The sequence below is a fragment of the Priestia sp. P5_B4 genome (assembly GCF_056400385.1).
In genome coordinates, this window is record NZ_JBFULJ010000614.1 from 1 (window position 1) to 2309 (window position 2309).

Below are 2309 nucleotides of genomic sequence, written 5' to 3' on the forward strand. Positions count from 1 at the left end.
GTTACAAAAGCACCTGCCGGATGAGGCTTATCACCTTTTATGAGCCACACCTGATAGACTTCATTCCCCTTTACGTTTTTCAAGTTATTCGCTTGAATAACCACATTTAGATTTCCACCTTTTTTCGTAAGAGATGCTGTTGCTTCGCCAGAAATGTTCGGCTCTGCCTGCAGCTTCATTGTTTTTTCAGATGTAAGAGGTTCGTTTTGAGGAGCAACCGAAACATTTGGCTCTTGTTTGCCTTTGTCTCCATCTTTCAACAGAAAGTAGCTGTTTCCTGCAAGGGATAAAAGAAGTGCCGCAGCTAATCCAATAATGATGGACTTTTTATTTGATTTCTTAGACGCAGCATGTTGTTTTTCATTTTTTAAAGCGATTGGTTCTCTCTTTGTCTCACCTTGTTCTTCTTCGAATACATTCGCAAGTATTCGCTGTTTCATTTCTGGCGGAGGAGATTGTTCTGGTGTCAAATACGTTAGATCTCCAAGAACTTCCTCCAGCTCTCTTAGTTCTTCTTGACAGCTTTGACAGTTTTTCAAGTGCATTTCAAACTCTTTTTTCTCATGGGAAGTCAACTKATCATTATAGTAATCAATTAGTTTATTGCACATACTCATGAATCAGCTCTCCCTTCTGCATCAGTACCTAAATATGTTTTTAATTTCCGCAACGCTAATCGCACCCTACCCTTTACTGTTCCTAATGGGATTTGCTGCTCTTCTGCTACTTTTTGCTGCGTTAATCCCTTAAAATAAACGGATTGAATAATCTTTTTTTGGTCTTCAGACAATTTTGATACAGCGTGCCGCACTCTCTGCTGTTCTTCTTTCCACTGAAGCTGCTCGTCAATCTGAGGATGATCATCTTCAATAAAATCAAAAATTTCTTCTGAGAAAATAGGATCGTTTTTTCTTTTTCTTACAATATCAATCGCGGTGTTTCTTGTAATCGTAAACAGCCATGATGAAAACTTCCCTTTTTCATCGCTGTAAACTCCTTTTCCTCTCCACAGCTTAATAAACACTTCTTGAACAGCTTCTTCAGCAATATCAGAGCTATTTGTTAACCGGTATATAAACGAATAAAGAATTCGCTCATACTTGTCATACAGCAGTTCAAGGGCTTTTTTGTCTCGTTCTTTTATTCTATTGTATAAGACAACGTCGTTTTGCTCTTTCATACCCTTCTCCTTTAACTCTTATGAGTCCTTATTATATAATCGAATTACCTTTGAATTTGGATCACTTTCACATCTTTTAAACGTACCTTTATTTTTCAAAAATGACAAGTAATTATACTTTTTTTATGGAATAGGAGCGAAATCGTCCAATGAAACATTTAATTCTTTTTGATGGTATATGTAATTTATGTAATAGCAGTGTTCAATATATTATTAAACATGATGAACAAGCTTTGTTTTCTTTCGCTTCTCTTCAATCAGATTTCGGAAAGCAGCAGCTAGCCTCTCACGGCTTACTTCCTGAGCAATTAGACAGCATTGTATATATTCATGGAAACCAAAGATATGTAAAATCAACGGCTGCTTTAAAAATCGCCAAGCGCTTAGATGGACCCGTTAAATTTTTATATGCTTTCATTATCATTCCTGCACCTATTCGAGATATAGTATACAACTGGATCGCTCGCAACCGATATAAGTGGTTTGGCAAACAGCAGCACTGCATGCTCCCAACTTCTGATATGAAAAAGCGGTTTGTTGATGACTAAAAAAGTTTGGGCCATAGAGAAAAAACAGTTCCAAAGAGGAATATATGTATGTTAAGGAAGTCTATTCATTAAAAAATCCGAACTGATTCAACATTCCAATGAAAGAATGCTGAACTATAGTTCGGATTTTTCAGCTAACATATGGTTGTACGAGCTTTTTTAGCTTCCACCCATTGCTTTTTTATTCGTTGCTTCAATTGCMTGCTTTATTATTAGGGAAAAGTCTTGTTCTTTCATCACTTTTAACCCTTCGGCAGTAGCGCCGCCTGGAGTTGTTACTTGCTCTCTTAAAGACGCAGGATCTTTGGTTTCATGCAGCATTTGTACAGAGCCATACATCATTTGAATAACTAAATCTTTGGCTGTTTTTTCGTCCACACCGTAAGCAGTAGTTGCATCAATTAACGATTCTGCAAAATAATATAAAAACGCCGGTGCACTGCCAGTTACAGCCGTTAGCTCATGTACTTCTTTCTCTGAACACTCATGCGCTTCACCAATTCCTTTTAAAATCATTTGAAGCACTTCTTTATGCTCTTTTGTGGCAGAAGTTCCAAGTGTATATAGTGACATCGATTGTC

At 37.2% G+C, this 2309-nt stretch carries 4 protein-coding genes; 1 reads left to right on the plus strand and 3 read right to left on the minus strand.

Features of this window, described 5'->3' with window-relative positions; genetic code table 11:
* Together AC1DRF_RS23700 and AC1DRF_RS23705 are read right to left on the minus strand one after the other, a co-directional pair.
* The coding region (locus AC1DRF_RS23700; protein WP_477741845.1) for an anti-sigma factor at nt 1–617 on the minus strand (617 nt) is incomplete at its 3' end.
* Nucleotides 614–1180 (minus strand): RNA polymerase sigma factor, encoded by a 567-nt coding sequence (locus AC1DRF_RS23705; RefSeq protein WP_025752052.1) that lies wholly within the window; start codon nt 1178–1180, stop codon nt 614–616. The genes AC1DRF_RS23700 and AC1DRF_RS23705, both read right to left, overlap by 4 nt.
* 149 nt (nt 1181–1329) lie before the next feature.
* Here AC1DRF_RS23705 and AC1DRF_RS23710 point away from each other — a divergent pair, with 149 nt between their 5' ends.
* Nucleotides 1330–1728, plus strand: coding sequence for a thiol-disulfide oxidoreductase DCC family protein (locus tag AC1DRF_RS23710; RefSeq protein ID WP_013082859.1), 399 nt, complete (start codon nt 1330–1332; stop codon nt 1726–1728).
* Between the two features lie 159 nt (nt 1729–1887).
* Here the strand turns inward: AC1DRF_RS23710 and AC1DRF_RS23715 are convergent.
* A partial coding sequence (locus AC1DRF_RS23715; protein ID WP_477741846.1) for a pyrroline-5-carboxylate reductase family protein occupies nt 1888–2309 on the minus strand: 422 nt, incomplete at its 5' end.

Coding starts and splice junctions, on each gene's coding strand:
- AC1DRF_RS23705 (WP_025752052.1), bottom strand. CDS start 1,180: ATGAAAGAGCAAAACGACGTTGTCTTATACAATAGAATAAAAGAACGA.
- AC1DRF_RS23710 (WP_013082859.1), top strand. CDS start 1,330: ATGAAACATTTAATTCTTTTTGATGGTATATGTAATTTATGTAATAGC.